The organism is Bradyrhizobium sp. BLXBL-01 (assembly GCF_051853025.1).
Taxonomy (GTDB): Bacteria; Pseudomonadota; Alphaproteobacteria; order Rhizobiales; family Xanthobacteraceae; genus Bradyrhizobium.
In genome coordinates this window covers 633,210-645,284 of the sequence record NZ_CP182471.1, presented here as the reverse complement: position 1 = coordinate 645,284, position 12,075 = coordinate 633,210, and the positions used below count along the sequence as shown (strand labels likewise).

The following is a 12,075-nucleotide window of genomic DNA, read 5'->3' as shown; positions in this document are numbered from 1 at the left end:
AATGACTGCTGCTGTCGAGATCTACACCCGGCCGGGCTGCGGCTATTGTTCCGCCGCCAAGTCGCTGCTGACCCGCAAGAAGGCGACCTTCACCGAATTCGACGTCGCCAAGAACCCGTCCTGGCGCCAGGAAATGTACGGCCGCGCCGGCCAAGGTTCGACATTCCCGCAGATCTGGATCGGCGGCACCCATGTCGGCGGCTGCGACGACCTCTATGCGCTCGATCGCGAAGGCAAGCTCGATGGCATGCTCGAAAGCGTGAAGGCTACGTCATGAGCGAGAACCGCACGTTCACGGCCGCCATGGTGCAGATGCGCACCGGCCTGATGCCCGGGCCGAGCCTCGAGCAGGCCACGAAGCTGATCCGGCAGGCTGCGGCCAATGGCGCCGATTACGTGCAGACGCCCGAAGTCAGCAACATGATGCAGCTGAACCGCAAGGCGCTGTTCGAGCATCTCCAGAGCGAAGAGGACGACACCTCGCTAAGGGCCTACCGGGCGCTCGCGGCGGAGCTGAAAATTCACCTCCATGTCGGCTCGCTGGCGCTGCGCTTTTCGCCGGAGAAGGCGGTCAACCGCTCCTTCCTGATCGGGCCCGAGGGCAACGTGCTCGCGAGCTACGACAAGATCCACATGTTCGACATCGAGCTGCCGGACGGCGAGAGCTATCGCGAATCCGCCAATTACCAGCCGGGCGAGACCGCGGTGATCTCGGATCTGCCCTGGGGCCGCGTCGGCTTGACGATCTGCTACGACGTGCGCTTCCCTGCGCTGTACCGCGCGCTGGCCGAAAGCGGCGCCTATTTCATCACCGTGCCGTCGGCCTTCACCCGGAAGACCGGGGAAGCGCATTGGCACGTGCTGCTGCGTGCCCGCGCGATCGAGACCGGCTGCTTCATCTTTGCCGCGGCGCAGGCAGGCCTGCACGAGAACAAGCGCGAGACCTATGGTCACTCCCTGATCATCGACCCCTGGGGCGAGATCCTCGCCGAGGGCGACGTCGAGCCGGGCACCATCATGGCCAAGATCGACCCGGCCAAGGTCGAGACCGCGCGCCGGGCGATTCCCTCGCTCCAGCACGGCCGCCGCTTCGGCGTCTCCGATCCCAAGGCGGGGCCGGACCATTTGCACCTCGTGCGGGGATCGACATGATCCGCTACGCGCTACGCTGCGACCGCGACCATGACTTCGAGAGCTGGTTCCAGAGCTCGTCGGCCTATGATTCGCAGGTGAGGCGGAAGCTCGTGACCTGCCCGATCTGCGGCTCAGCCAAGGTCGGCAAGGCCATCATGGCGCCGCGCATCGTCGGCAAGAAGGGGCGCGGGCGCGCCACGCCGCCGCCGGAGCCCGTGGCTGCGACCACGCCCGAGGCTGCGCCGTCAGGGCCGACCTCGTTGCTGATGGCACAGGAGCGCGAGCTGCGCGCCAAGCTTAAGGAGCTGCGCGATCACATCGTCAAGAACGCCGACAATGTCGGCGAGCGCTTTGCGAACGAAGCCCGGGCCATGCATTACGGCGACAAGGAGCACCGCCCGATCTACGGCGAGGCATCGCCCGAAGAAGCGAAGTCGCTGATCGAGGAAGGCATCGAGGTGTCGCCGCTGCCGACCCTGCCGGAAGACCGCAATTAGGCCCCCACCAGCACCGCCACGCCGATCACGATCAGCGCTATGCCAAGAATCTCGCGCCGCGCGATCGGCTGCTTGAACGAGTAGTAGGCGACGGCTTGTGCGAACAGCACCTCGACCAAAGCGAGCGTTCGGACATTGGCGGCGGCCGTCAGCGCGAATGCCAGGAACCAGAATTGCGAGGCGAGGGCGCCCGTGAAGCCCGCCAGCATCGAGGGCTTCCACAGGCCGAGGATCGCCTGCAGCACTTTTGGAGCGCGCCAGAGCAGATAGATCGTCAGCACCAGCGTCTGCACGAACAGGCCGAGCACCAGCGTGATCGACGCCGCGGTCACGAAGGAGACATCCGGCACATTGATGATGGCGCCGCGAAAGCCGACTGCGGAGAGCGCGAAGGCCGCCGCGGCAACGAGGCCGGTGATGGTCGGCTTCAGCTCGGCAAAGCTCTTCTCGCCGCCGGGGCGGAGCGCGGTGATGACGACGCCGATGGTGGCGATCACGATCGCCAGCACCTTCAGCCAGGTCAGGTGGTCGCCGAGGAAGACGAAGCCGAAGATCGCGGTCTGGATCGCCTCGGTCTTCAGGTAGGCCGTCGTCACGACGAAGGAGCGGTCATTCATCGCGAGCAGCATCAGGCCGGTGGCGACGATCTGGCTGAGCGCGCCCAATAGGAGCCACGGCCAGAACACGGTCGGCGGCGCGCTCAGATGATCGCCAGTCGCGAGCAGCACCAACCCCAAGAACAGCAGCGAGAACGGAAAGCCGAACAGGAAGCGGATATTGGTCGCGCCCCAGGTCCCCAGCGGCTTGGTCAACGACCGCTGCATCGCATTGCGCGCGACCTGCCCGAGCGCGGCAATGATGGTGAAGGGAATCCAGAGGCTGGCGATGGTGAACATGGGATGGCGGGCGCGAGGAAGAGACAGTCAACCTGCCGCTTGCGCTCAAGCAGGTCAATCACGCCCACGTCATAGGAGCGATGCTCGCGCCGACCGATAGCCTCACACCATCGCTTCAGCGACCACCATGTAGTTCACGTCCATGTCGGACGACAGAGACCATTTGTCGGCGAAGGGCGAGTAGACGACGCCGGCCTGCTCGGTGATGACGAGACGGTTGTCGAGCAGGTATTTCGTCAGTTCGTCCGGCGTGACGAACTTGTTCCACTCATGCGTGCCGCGCGGCAGCCAGCGCAGCACGTATTCGGCGCCGACGATGGCGAGCGCAAAACTCTTCCAGTTGCGGTTGAGCGTCGAGACCACCATCAGACCGTTCGGCTTCAGCATCGCGGCGCAGCGCTTCAGGAAGACGCCGACGTCGGTGACGTGCTCGACCACTTCCATCGCCAGCACGATGTCGAAGCGCTCGCGCGGGTCGATCTCCTCAACCGTGGTGCAGCGATAGTCGATCGCCAGATGGCTCTTGTCGGCATGCAGCTTCGCCGCCGCGATGTTGCTCACGGAGGGATCGATGCCGATGACCTGCGCTCCGAGGCGCGACAGCGGCTCGCAGAGCAGGCCGGCGCCGCAGCCGATGTCGAGCACGCGCAGGCCGGCCAGGCAGTTCAGGCTTCGTACATTACGCTCGAACTTGCGGCAGGCGGCGTCGCGGATATAGCCGAGCCGCAGCGGGTTGATCCGGTGCAGCGGCGCCATCTTGCCCTTCGGGTCCCACCACTCCGCCGAGAGCTTTGAGAATTTCGCGATCTCGGCGGCGTCGACGGTCGAGCCCGGCTGGGTGGAGAGGGAAGTATTTTGCTGCATGCTCATGGTTGGGCGCGGTCCTACCGCGTGGTGATCGAACTACGGAAAGCGAGCGGCGAGGCGATGGTCTTGATCGTCTCGATCCCCTCGCCGACGCCGCGAATCGTCACGTCGCCGTAGTTGAGAATACGTCCAAGAATGGTCTGGTCGACGTCGACGCTCTCGACCTTGTCCAGCGCCATCTCGAAGGTTCGGCGCTTGATGAAGCCGGTCTTGTGCACGACCCTGAGATTGGTGACGTCGGTCTCGGTGGTGAAGCGATGGAACCAGCCCTTCACGGTCCAATACAGGCCCGCCAGCGCCGCGAGAGCTGCGGCGGCGAGGCAAAGCAGAACGAGCCAGTCGACGGTCGCCTGTCGCGACAGGATGAGCAGGGCCAGCGCCGCGATCCAGGCCACGATGGCCGGAAAGTAGAAGATCCAGTGCGCATTGGTCGAATACAGCACCCGCTCGCCGGGCTGCAGGATCTCGTCGATGTAACGCGCCATGATCTCGGTTAACCCACTACCCCGCCCCGGCCCCCGCAGGAACCCGCTTGCCCCCGGCCCCGTCGCTCTGTATACGCGCGGTCGGTGTCCGCGAGGCACCCGTCCAGTGCGGGCCACCATACTGATCCTTATGAAGGAATGCACGCGTCGTCATGAGCCGCCTCGTGATGAAATTCGGCGGCACGTCCGTCGCCAACATCGAACGTATCCGCAACGTCGCACGCCATGTGAAGCGTGAGGTCGATGCCGGCCACGAAGTGGCCGTGGTCGTCTCGGCGATGGCCGGCAAGACCAACGAGCTGGTCGCCTGGTGCACCGAGGCCTCACCGATGCACGACGCGCGCGAATATGACGCCGTGGTCGCCTCGGGCGAACAGGTGACGTCCGGTCTTCTTGCTATCGTGCTCCAGGGCATGGGCATCCAGGCCCGCTCCTGGCAGGGTTGGCAGATCCCGATCAAGACCAGCGACGCCCATGCCTCGGCCCGGATCGAGGACATCGACGGCGGCGAGATCATCAAGCGCTTCAGGGAGCGCAAGGAGGTCGCGGTCATCGCCGGCTTCCAGGGCATCAACCCCGAGACGGGTCGCATCACCACGCTCGGCCGCGGCGGCTCCGACACCTCGGCCGTGGCGATCGCCGCTGCCGTCAAGGGCGACCGCTGCGACATCTACACCGACGTCGACGGCGTCTACACCACCGACCCGCGAATCGTGCCGAAGGCCAAGAGGCTCGACAAGATCGCGTTCGAGGACATGCTGGAACTGGCCTCGCAGGGCGCCAAAGTGCTCCAGGTCCGCTCGGTGGAACTCGGCATGGTCCACAACATGCCGATCTTCGTCCGCTCGAGCTTCGACAAGCCCGAGGATATCGACCCGCATGCCAACCAGCCGCCCGGCACCCTGATCTGCGGCGAGGAGGAGATCATGGAAAACCACGTCGTCACCGGCATCGCCTTCTCCAAGGACGAGGCTCAGATCTCGGTGCGCCAGATCGAGGACAAGCCCGGCGTTGCGGCCTCGATTTTCGGCCCGCTGGCCGATGCCAACATCAACGTCGACATGATCGTGCAGAATGTTTCCGAGGACGGCAAGACCACCGACCTCACCTTCACCGTGCCGGCCGCGGACTTCACCCGTGCCAAGGACACGATTACCGCCGCCAAGGCCAAGATCGGCTATGCGCGGCTCGATACCGCCACCGACGTCGCCAAGATCTCGGTAATCGGCAGCGGCATGCGCAGCCATGCCGGCGTCGCCGCCCAGGCGTTCTCGGCGCTCGCCCGACGGAACATCAACATCCGGGCCATTACAACCTCCGAGATCAAATTCTCGGTTTTGATCGATACCGCCTATACCGAGCTTGCGGTGCGCACCCTGCACACGCTCTACGGCCTCGACCAAGCCTAAAGCGCGACCCTCGTCGCGCTTCAGATTGCCGTTTGAGCATGGTCTTTCCGGAAAACCGCTTCGCACTTTTCCGGACCAAGCTTAGGCTAATTTTCTCTTAGCGGTCGCAGCAAACGCGAAGGTATACACACCTTCGCGTTTGGCAGGCGTTTTGCTTGGCAAAACAAGCCTCAATTCGCTATACGGCGGACAGGGTGGGCTGCCGCAGACTGTGTCCCAGTTCAGGCGGCGCTGATTCGGTACAAGCGCTAAATTTCCCGTGGATTTTGGGCTTGTGCCTGCGCCGGACAAACAATTTGATTGTTTTTCTGGAATTTTGGTCCAGCCGCCGGCCGATACCGCCGGGCCCGGCAGACGGAGGAGATTGACGGTTCATGCGGAGCGCGTCGGGAGGTCCCCGCGTCTTGTTGAGACGGCTCCGCGAGACCATGGCGGAGCAGGTCTCGGCCCAGGAGCGGCTGGACAAGATCGTGGTGCTGATCGCCGCCAACATGGTGGCCGAAGTGTGCTCGGTCTACGTGCTGCGCATCGACAACACGCTCGAGCTCTACGCCACCGAAGGTCTGAACCGCGAGGCGGTGCACCACACCGTGCTCAGCGCCCATGAGGGCCTGGTCGGCCTCGTCGCCAGCGAGGCGACGCCGCTCAATTTGAGCGATGCGCAGAGCCACCCGGCCTTCTCGTTCCGCCCCGAGACCGGCGAAGAAATCTATCACTCCTTCCTCGGCGTGCCGATCCTGCGCGCCGGTAACACGCTCGGCGTGCTGGTGGTGCAGAACCGCGCCAAGCGCAATTACGTCGAGGAGGAGCTCGAGGCGCTCCAGACCACCGCGATGGTGCTGGCCGAGCTGATCGCCTCGGGCGAATTGTCCGCGCTGGCCCAGCCGGGCCAGGAACCGGCGGCGCGCCATTCGGCGCAGAAAGTCGGCGCCATCCTGTCGGAGGGCATTGCGCTCGGCCATGTCGTGCTGCACGAGCCGCGCGTCGTCATCAAGGACTACATCGCCGAGGACCTGCCGAAGGAAATCAAGCGGCTCGATACCGCGCTCGCCAAGCTGCGTGCCGATCTCGACCGCATGCTGGAGCGCGGCGACGTCGCCGAAGGCGGCGAGCATCGCGAGGTGCTGGAAGCCTACCGCATGTTCGCCAACGACCAGGGCTGGTCGCACAAGCTGCACGAGGCGGTTGCGACCGGCCTGACCGCGGAAGCCGCGGTCGAGCGCGTGCAGTCCGACACCCGCGCGCGCATGCTGCGCTCGACCGACCCGTATTTGCGCGACCGGCTGCACGACCTGGAAGACCTGGGCTACCGCCTGATGCGGCAGCTGGTCGGCCAGGATCACGCACCCTCGCGCGAACAATTGCCCGACAACGCCATCGTCATCGCCCGTGCGATGGGTCCGGCGGCGCTGCTGGACTACGACCGCAAGCGCCTGCGCGGCATCGTGCTGGAGGAAGGCACCGCCAATTCGCACGTTTCGATCGTGGCGCGGGCGCTGGGCATCCCTGCGGTCGGCGAGGTGCCGAACGCGCCCGGCATCGCCGATCCCGGCGATGCCATCATCGTCGACGGCACGTCCGGCTCGATCTATGTGCGCCCGTCGCAGGAGATCGAAGCCGCCTTCGCCGAGCGCGTGCGCTTCCGCGCCCGCCGCCAGGCACAGTACCTAGCGCTGCGCGACCGGCCCTGCGTCACCAGGGACGGCCAGAAGGTCGAGCTGATGATCAACGCAGGTCTTGCCATCGACCTGCCGCATATCGAGGACACCGGCAGCGCCGGCATCGGCCTGTTCCGCACCGAGCTGCAATTCATGGTCGGCCAGAGCCTGCCGCGCACCAGCGACCAGCTCGCGCTCTATCGCACCGTGCTCGATGCCGCCGGACCTAAGCCCGTCACCTTCCGCACGCTCGATATCGGCGGCGACAAGGCGCTGCCCTATATGGAAGCGGTGATCGAGGAAAATCCCGCGCTCGGCTGGCGCGCGATCCGGCTCGGGCTCGATCGTCCCGGCCTGTTGCGCGGCCAGATCCGCGCGCTGCTGCGGGCCGGCGGCGGCCGCGCGCTGCGCATCATGTTCCCGATGATCTCGGAGGTCGCCGAATTCGACTCGGCCAAGGCGCTGGTCGAGCGCGAGCTGACATATCTGCGCCAGCACGGCCACACGCTGCCTGAACGAATCGACATCGGCACCATGGTCGAGGTGCCCGCGCTGCTCTACCAGCTCGACGAGCTCCTGAAGAAAGTCGACTTCATCTCGGTCGGCTCCAACGACCTGTTCCAGTTCCTGTTCGCGGTCGACCGCGGCAATGCCAAGGTGTCCGAGCGCTTCGACACCATGTCGGCGCCGATCCTGCGCGCGCTGCGCGACATCGCACGCCAGGCCCACGCTGCGCAGAAATCGCTCTCCCTCTGCGGCGAGATGGCGTCGAAGCCGATCGGCGCGCTGGCGCTCATTGCGCTGGGCTACCGCTCGCTCTCGCTCTCGGCGACCGCGCTCGGCCCGGTCAAGGCGATGGTGCTCGACCTCGACGCCAAGAAGGCCGAAGCGATGCTGGGCCCTCTGCTGGATGCACCCGCGGGCAGCGTCTCGATCCGCCAGAAGCTGACGGAATTTGCCGAGGCCGAGGGCCTTGCGTTGTAGCGGGCCGATCGCCCGCTTTCCCGCCGCCCTCGCCCCCTTCCGCCCTTTGAGACTGAACCGATGTCGTCACTTCCCGAAGCCAAACTGGACGTCCTGCTCGCGCATCACGCCTCGCTCGAGGCCGAATCGCTCGGGCAGCTCGCCTCCGAGCGCTACGTGCAGATCACGCGCGAGCTCGCCGAGCTCACGCCGCTGATCGAGGCGGTGAAGGCCTATCGCTCCGCCGTCAAGGAGCTCGCCGACACCGAGGCGCTGATCGCCGATCCCGCCACCGATGCCGAGATGCGGAGCATGGCCGAAGCCGAACGCGACGAGCTCGCGCCGAAAATCGAGGAACTGGTCCAGAAGATCCGCGTCGCGCTCCTGCCCAAGGACGCCATGGACGACCGCAACGTCATGCTGGAAATCCGCGCCGGCACCGGCGGCGACGAGGCTTCGTTGTTCGCCGGCGACCTGTTCCGGATGTACGAGCGCTTCGCCAGCTTGCAGGGCTGGAAGGTCGAGGTGATCTCCGCCAGCGAAGGCACGGTCGGCGGCTACAAGGAAATCATCGCCGAGATCCAGGGCCGCGGCGCATTCTCGAAGCTGAAATTCGAATCCGGCGTGCACCGCGTGCAGCGCGTCCCCGACACCGAGACACAGGGACGCATCCACACCTCGGCGGCAACGGTCGCCGTGCTGCCCGAGGTCGAGGACGTCGACGTCGACATCAAGAACGACGACCTGCGCATCGAGACCATGCGCGCAGGGGGCGCTGGTGGCCAGCACGTCAACAAGACCGAATCGGCGATCCGCATCACCCACATCCCGACCGGCATCGTGGTGATGATGCAGGACAGCCGTTCGCAGCACAAGAACCGCGCCTCCGCCATGAACATCCTCCGCTCGCGCATCTATGACGCCGAGCGGCAACGCGTCGAGGCGGCGCGCTCGGCCGAGCGCAAGGAGAAGGTCGGCTCCGGCGATCGCTCCGAGCGCATCCGCACCTACAATTTTCCGCAAGGGCGCGTCACCGATCATCGCATCAACCTCACGCTCTACAAGCTGCCCCAGGTGATCGCGGGTGAAGCGCTCGGCGAATTGATCGACGCACTGACGACGGAGCACCAGGCCGCACAGCTCGCTGCGCAAGGCGCGGCGGCCTGAGGCGTGAGCAACCTCTTCACCGGGCAATCCATCGAGAGCGCGCGGCGCGCGCTGGCTGCGCAACTGAGATCGGCAGGGCTCGACGAAGCCGAGCTCGACGCACGCATCCTGATCAGTGCGGCACTCGGCCTCGACCTCACCGGCCTGATTGCGCAGGCGGCCCGTCCCCTCACCGCGGCCGAAGCATCGCGGCTCGCGCAACATACGCAGCGCCGCATCGCCGGCGAGCCGGTGGCGCGCATTCTCGGGACGCGCGAATTCTGGGGCCTGCCGTTCCGCCTGTCGGAGGCGACCCTGGTGCCGCGCCCCGATACCGAGACCGTGGTCGAGCTTGCGCTCGAAATTCTTCGCGAACGACAGGCCTCTCACCCGCCGCGTATCGCCGACATCGGCACCGGCTCCGGCGCGATCCTGCTCGCGCTGCTGCACGAAATTCCGGATGCGTTCGGCGTCGGTACCGATCTCAGCCAGAACGCGCTCATAACCGCCAGGGACAATGCCGCCGCGCTCGGCCTCGCCGGCCGTGCCGGCTTCGTCGCCTGCTCCTACGCCACCGCGCTCCGTGGCCCGTTCGACCTCATCGTCTCGAACCCGCCCTATATTCCCTCGGCTGAAATTCCGAAATTGAGCGTCGAGGTGCGCGAGCACGACCCGCATTTGGCGCTCGACGGCGGCAACGACGGATATGATGCCTACCGCACCCTGATCCCGCAGGCGAGCGAGCGCCTCGCCCCCGGCGGCGCCCTGGTCGTCGAGGCCGGACAGGGTCAGGCCCAAAATATTGAAACCTTGATGAGGGCCGCCGCGTTGTCATTGGACAGGCCACCCAAGGCAGACCTGGCGGGCATTCCGCGGGCCGTATCGGCCCGAAAAATGCCCCCATAAAAGCCGGATTGGCCCGCAAAAAGCTCTTGGAATATCCCGTGGGAACGACTACGTTCCGGTCAACACATCGGTGCCGGCCCCGTAGACCTACGGGTGAAAGCCGGGCTCTCGGGCGAGAGCTTTACTGATTTACAGGTTCCAAGCCGCAGGTCCTGTTGAGCGCGATTGGCCAGTGAGCTGCGCTGCTCTCCGACCGCAACGTGAACGAAAGCCTGATATTGCGCCTGAAGACTAACGCAAGAAAGCTGGGCTTGTTTCGGCAGGCGAAATGAATGGGTTCGCTGGCGATGAATGCTGGCGGGTGGGGAACGCGTCTTTGTTGAACGCGACGGTCGACGAACATCGGCAGGGTTGGATCCGCTGGCGTGCGGTGCGCGCGAGTCGTGTGAACCGCTGTCACCAGGTCACTCCTAGCAATCAGTAATGCGTGCAACCTTTAGGGCTGGAATTAAAGGCAGGACATGAGAAACGGTCAAAACAAGCAGCGGATGCGCAACCGCAACAACAATAACAACAACAACCGGCGCGGCCAGAACCCGATGACCCGGGTCTACGAGTCCAATGGACCCGACATCAAGATTCGCGGCACCGCTTCGCACATCGCCGAAAAGTATCTCCAGCTTGCGCGTGACGCGCGCTCCTCCGGCGATCCCGTTGCGGCCGAGAACTACTATCAGCACGCCGAGCATTATTTCCGCCTGATCGCGGCGGCCCAGGAGCAGTTCCGTCAGAACCAGCAGCCCCGCGGCGATGAGCCCGTCGCCAGCAGCGAGGACGGCGACGACGACGGCGAGAATTTCTCGGCCTTCGGCCAGGAGCCCGGCTTCGTCCCGCAGCCTCAGCAGCAGCCGTTCATGCGCGACCGCGACGGCCAGCGCGATCATCACCAGCGTGATCACCAGCCGCGCGACAATCAGCCCTATCAGCGTGACAATCAGCAGCCGCGCGAGCACCGCGAACGCGATCACCGTTCGCAGCCGCAATATCAGCCGCAGCCGCAACCCGCCAACCAGCCGCAGCCCGTCATCGCCGATGCCGGCGGCGTCGACCGTCTGCCCTCCTTCATCACCGGCGCGCAGCCGCAGGTGAACGGCGGTCAGGGCGGCTTCGAGGGCGGCGGTGGCGGCGAGCGCTATCCGCGCCGGCGGCGCCGGCCGCATGGCCCGCGCCCGGAGCGTGAGGCCGCTCCAGTCGCTTCCAGCGACGAAGTCGCCTCGGGCGAGTAAGCTTTTCTGACTTTCCGACTTGAATCGTCCCGGCCTCGCCGGGACGATTTGTTTTTGAGGATGTCGGTCCGCTGAATCGGCGAGAGCCGCGAGGCTGCTAGCCGCGCGTCACCGTCGTCGAGGACGGCACCAGCACGGGCTTGGCGAGCGAGGGAATCAGCCGCGCCCGCTCGCGCTTGGCGGGGATCGCGCGGTAGACCTGCTTGGTCGCCTCCACGATGTGGACGCCGGCAAAGGGCAGCGACAGCGCGGCGCCGGCGCGCTCCCACATCTGGGCCGATTTCAGCACCCAGCCGCCGGCGTAGGGCGGCATGAACAGCGCCTCGCCCCAGGCGGTCGGCGTGAACCAGGTCTGGCGGAACAACTCGGTGATCTGCGAGCGCGAATAGGGCCGGCCGTGACCGAACGGCGTGCTGTCGGTTCGGGTCCACACCCCGCGCCGGTTCGGAATCACCGCGATGACGCGTCCGGACGGCGACAGCACGCGCCACACCTCGCGCAGCAGCGCGGCCGGATCGTCCGACATCTCCACCGCGTGCACCAGGAGAATGCGGTCGACCGCCGCCTCGGGGAGCGGCAGTGAGAATTCGTCCACCAGCGAGGCCAGCGCCGGCCGTCCCGTCGGCCATTTCAGGACACCTTGGGCCGCCGGCATGAAGGCCAGGCAGCGCTCGGCGTCCTCGCGGAACAACCCCAGATAGGGTGTGGGATAGCCGATGCCGAGGACCCGCTGGCCCTCGGCGTTGGGCCAGCGCTGCCTGATGCCGCGATTGATCATTTGCCGCGCCACGATGCCGAGGCGGCGGGAATAGAACTCGCGGAGGTCGACGACGTCGATGGTCATGACAGCAATGTAACATGCGCGAGGGCGCCGCTGCGCGCGGAATA

12 protein-coding genes are annotated in these 12,075 nt (G+C 65.8%); 8 read left to right on the top strand and 4 right to left on the bottom strand.

What is annotated here, in order from left to right:
* Window position 1 precedes the first annotated feature (1 nt).
* Genes grxC through ACNJYA_RS03020 form a run of 3 tightly spaced genes read left to right on the top strand, consistent with a single transcriptional unit; the run spans window position 2 to window position 1,631 of the window.
* The gene (gene grxC / locus ACNJYA_RS03030; protein ID WP_172786523.1) at window positions 2-277 is read left to right on the top strand and encodes a glutaredoxin 3; all 276 of its coding nucleotides are present in this window, start codon (window positions 2-4) and stop codon (window positions 275-277) included.
* Window positions 274-1,152 (top strand): carbon-nitrogen hydrolase family protein, encoded by an 879-nt coding sequence (locus tag ACNJYA_RS03025; RefSeq protein WP_439365339.1) that lies wholly within the window; start codon window positions 274-276, stop codon window positions 1,150-1,152. The genes grxC and ACNJYA_RS03025 overlap by 4 nt, the downstream gene beginning before the upstream one ends.
* Window positions 1,149-1,631 carry a DUF1178 family protein gene (locus tag ACNJYA_RS03020; protein ID WP_212258932.1) on the top strand — a complete coding sequence of 161 codons (483 nt, stop codon included), beginning with the start codon at window positions 1,149-1,151 and terminating at the stop codon, window positions 1,629-1,631. Before ACNJYA_RS03025 ends, ACNJYA_RS03020 begins: the two co-directional genes overlap by 4 nt.
* Here ACNJYA_RS03020 and ACNJYA_RS03015 read toward each other — a convergent pair.
* From ACNJYA_RS03015 to ACNJYA_RS03005, 3 genes are all read right to left on the bottom strand, one after another.
* Window positions 1,628-2,527, bottom strand: coding sequence for an EamA family transporter (locus ACNJYA_RS03015; RefSeq protein WP_172786520.1), 900 nt, complete (start codon window positions 2,525-2,527; stop codon window positions 1,628-1,630). The two genes, ACNJYA_RS03020 and ACNJYA_RS03015, sit on opposite strands and share 4 nt — an antisense overlap.
* A gap of 102 nt (window positions 2,528-2,629) precedes the next feature.
* Window positions 2,630-3,397, bottom strand: coding sequence for a bifunctional 2-polyprenyl-6-hydroxyphenol methylase/3-demethylubiquinol 3-O-methyltransferase UbiG (gene ubiG / locus ACNJYA_RS03010; RefSeq protein WP_439365338.1), 768 nt, complete (start codon window positions 3,395-3,397; stop codon window positions 2,630-2,632).
* 14 nt (window positions 3,398-3,411) lie between these two features.
* Window positions 3,412-3,879 (bottom strand): PH domain-containing protein, encoded by a 468-nt coding sequence (locus ACNJYA_RS03005; protein WP_212258935.1) that lies wholly within the window; start codon window positions 3,877-3,879, stop codon window positions 3,412-3,414.
* A gap of 152 nt (window positions 3,880-4,031) precedes the next feature.
* Here ACNJYA_RS03005 and ACNJYA_RS03000 point away from each other — a divergent pair, with 152 nt between their 5' ends.
* From ACNJYA_RS03000 to ACNJYA_RS02980, 5 genes are all read left to right on the top strand, one after another.
* Window positions 4,032-5,288: an aspartate kinase gene (locus tag ACNJYA_RS03000; RefSeq protein ID WP_439365337.1), complete on the top strand. Its 1,257-nt coding sequence runs from the start codon at window positions 4,032-4,034 to the stop codon at window positions 5,286-5,288.
* A gap of 374 nt (window positions 5,289-5,662) precedes the next feature.
* Window positions 5,663-7,930, top strand: coding sequence for a phosphoenolpyruvate--protein phosphotransferase (ptsP, locus tag ACNJYA_RS02995; RefSeq protein WP_172789746.1), 2,268 nt, complete (start codon window positions 5,663-5,665; stop codon window positions 7,928-7,930).
* Between the two features lie 60 nt (window positions 7,931-7,990).
* Complete coding sequence (gene prfA / locus ACNJYA_RS02990; RefSeq protein WP_172788313.1) at window positions 7,991-9,076, top strand: peptide chain release factor 1; 1,086 nt, start codon at window positions 7,991-7,993, stop codon at window positions 9,074-9,076.
* 3 nt (window positions 9,077-9,079) lie between these two features.
* Complete coding sequence (gene prmC, locus ACNJYA_RS02985; RefSeq protein WP_212258937.1) at window positions 9,080-9,961, top strand: peptide chain release factor N(5)-glutamine methyltransferase; 882 nt, start codon at window positions 9,080-9,082, stop codon at window positions 9,959-9,961.
* A gap of 461 nt (window positions 9,962-10,422) precedes the next feature.
* Entirely contained in the window at window positions 10,423-11,187 is a 765-nt protein-coding gene (locus ACNJYA_RS02980; protein ID WP_172788311.1) for a DUF4167 domain-containing protein, read from the top strand.
* A gap of 97 nt (window positions 11,188-11,284) precedes the next feature.
* Here the strand turns inward: ACNJYA_RS02980 and ACNJYA_RS02975 are convergent, their stop codons facing one another.
* Entirely contained in the window at window positions 11,285-12,031 is a 747-nt protein-coding gene (locus tag ACNJYA_RS02975) for a methyltransferase domain-containing protein (protein WP_172788310.1), read from the bottom strand.
* Window positions 12,032-12,075: the final 44 nt, after the last annotated feature.

Bases quoted from the DNA above. Each gene is read 5' to 3' on its own strand.
- ubiG (WP_439365338.1), bottom strand. From the start codon at position 3,397: ATGAGCATGCAGCAAAATACTTCCCTCTCCACCCAGCCGGGCTCGACC.
- prfA (WP_172788313.1), top strand. From the start codon at position 7,991: ATGTCGTCACTTCCCGAAGCCAAACTGGACGTCCTGCTCGCGCATCAC.
- ACNJYA_RS02975 (WP_172788310.1), bottom strand. From the start codon at position 12,031: ATGACCATCGACGTCGTCGACCTCCGCGAGTTCTATTCCCGCCGCCTC.
- ACNJYA_RS03015 (WP_172786520.1), bottom strand. From the start codon at position 2,527: ATGTTCACCATCGCCAGCCTCTGGATTCCCTTCACCATCATTGCCGCG.
- ptsP (WP_172789746.1), top strand. From the start codon at position 5,663: ATGCGGAGCGCGTCGGGAGGTCCCCGCGTCTTGTTGAGACGGCTCCGC.
- ACNJYA_RS02980 (WP_172788311.1), top strand. From the start codon at position 10,423: ATGAGAAACGGTCAAAACAAGCAGCGGATGCGCAACCGCAACAACAAT.
- ACNJYA_RS03025 (WP_439365339.1), top strand. From the start codon at position 274: ATGAGCGAGAACCGCACGTTCACGGCCGCCATGGTGCAGATGCGCACC.
- ACNJYA_RS03000 (WP_439365337.1), top strand. From the start codon at position 4,032: ATGAGCCGCCTCGTGATGAAATTCGGCGGCACGTCCGTCGCCAACATC.
- ACNJYA_RS03020 (WP_212258932.1), top strand. From the start codon at position 1,149: ATGATCCGCTACGCGCTACGCTGCGACCGCGACCATGACTTCGAGAGC.
- grxC (WP_172786523.1), top strand. From the start codon at position 2: ATGACTGCTGCTGTCGAGATCTACACCCGGCCGGGCTGCGGCTATTGT.
- ACNJYA_RS03005 (WP_212258935.1), bottom strand. From the start codon at position 3,879: ATGGCGCGTTACATCGACGAGATCCTGCAGCCCGGCGAGCGGGTGCTG.